This window comes from Phytoactinopolyspora endophytica (assembly GCF_004138495.1).
GTDB lineage: Bacteria > Actinomycetota > Actinomycetes > Jiangellales > Jiangellaceae > Phytoactinopolyspora > Phytoactinopolyspora endophytica.
In genome coordinates this window covers 99,741-101,403 of sequence record NZ_ML142855.1, presented here as the reverse complement: position 1 = coordinate 101,403, position 1,663 = coordinate 99,741, and the positions used below count along the sequence as shown (strand labels likewise).

Below are 1,663 nucleotides of genomic sequence, written 5' to 3'. Positions count from 1 at the left end.
TCCGACGTGACGACGAGCATCGCGGAACGTACCGGTGTGCCGGTCCCTTCAAGCAGGTGGTGGTCGAGGTTCGACCGCGCCGCCGCCGCTTCGAGCGCTCGCACCAAAGCCTGGCTGTACGGCTTGGCGGCCTCCGCGCGCTGCTGCGCCTTGATGATCCTCGAGGCGGCGATCAGCTCCTGAGCCTTGGTGATCTTCTTCATCGACTCGGTGGAACGGATCCGGCGCCGTAGCTCACGCAGCTGTGCACCCACTGATCACACCTCCTCTGACGTTCACCGGCATCGCGTCGTCCTGGATATCGGTCACGGCGAAGGCGCCCCGGTCTGGCCGGCCGGGCCGGCAGCCTCCTCGACGTCCGCCGCAGAGTGACGCCGGCGGCGCAGAGTGACCTGGCCCACCTCGTCCTCTTCCAACGCCTCCACCGGCTCGTCCTTCACCAGAGACTCACCGGACGCGGTGACGAACTGCTGCTTGAACGCGCCGATCGCCTGCTCCAGCAACGACGTGTCGTCGTCGCTGAGCTTACCCGTGGCCAGGATGGACTCCAGAACCGCGGACTGCTCGCGGCCGACGTAGTCGAGGAACTCAGACTCGAAGCGCCGTACGTCCTCGACCGGGACCTCGTCGAGCTGACCACTGGTCGCCGCCCAGATCGACACGACCTGCTGCTCGGCCGGCATCGGCGCACCCTGAGGTTGCTTCAGCAGCTCGGTCACGCGGGCCCCACGGTCCAGCTGGGCGCGGCTGGCCGGGTCCAGGTCGGACGCGAACGCGGCGAACGCCTTCAGCTCGTTGTACTGGGCCAGGTCCAGACGCAGTGTCCCGGAGACCTGCTTCATCGCCTTGATCTGCGCGTCACCACCCACCCGGGAGACCGAGATACCGACGTTTACCGCGGGCCGGATCCCGGAGTGGAACAGATCCGACTCCAGGAAGCACTGACCGTCGGTGATGGAGATGACGTTGGTGGGAATGAACGCCGAGACGTCGTTCGCCTTGGTCTCGATGATCGGCAACCCCGTCATCGAGCCGGCGCCCAGCTCGTCGGAGAGCTTCGCGCACCGCTCCAGCAACCGCGAGTGCAGGTAGAACACGTCGCCTGGATACGCCTCGCGGCCCGGCGGGCGGCGCAGCAGCAGCGAGATCGCGCGGTAGGCCTCCGCCTGCTTGGTGAGGTCGTCGAAGATGATCAGGACGTGGTAGCCCTGGTACATCCAGTGCTGGCCGATGGCCGAGCCGGTGTACGGCGACAGGTACTTGAATCCTGCGGCGTCGGAAGCGGGGGAGGCCACGATGGTGGTGTACTCCAGCGCGCCGGCTTCCTCGAGCTCCTTGCGCACCCCGGCGATAGTCGAGCCCTTCTGGCCGGTGGCGACGTAGATGCAGCGCACCTGCTTCTTCTTGTCGCCCGACTTCCAGTTGCCCAGCTGGTTCAGGATGGTGTCGATGGCGATCGTCGTCTTACCGGTCTGCCGGTCACCGATGATCAGCTGCCGCTGACCGCGGCCGATCGGCGTCATCGAGTCGATTGCCTTGATGCCGGTCTGCAGCGGCTCGGAGACACCCTGCCGGTTGACCACCGATGGCGCCTGCAGTTCCAGCGCCCGCCGCCGCTCGGGCTCGATCTCCCCGAGCCCGTCCAACGGGTTACCCAGCGGGT

At 67.0% G+C, this 1,663-nt stretch carries 2 protein-coding genes; both read right to left on the bottom strand.

All coding sequences use genetic code 11. The features are described from left to right. Positions 1–254 (bottom strand): F0F1 ATP synthase subunit gamma (locus tag ELR45_RS40930; protein ID WP_240759754.1); only part of this gene is annotated, 254 nt, incomplete at its 3' end. A 51-nt stretch (positions 255–305) separates the two neighbouring features. Next, positions 306–1,663: F0F1 ATP synthase subunit alpha (gene atpA, locus ELR45_RS15290; protein WP_240759753.1), on the bottom strand; the 1,358-nt coding region annotated here is incomplete at its 5' end.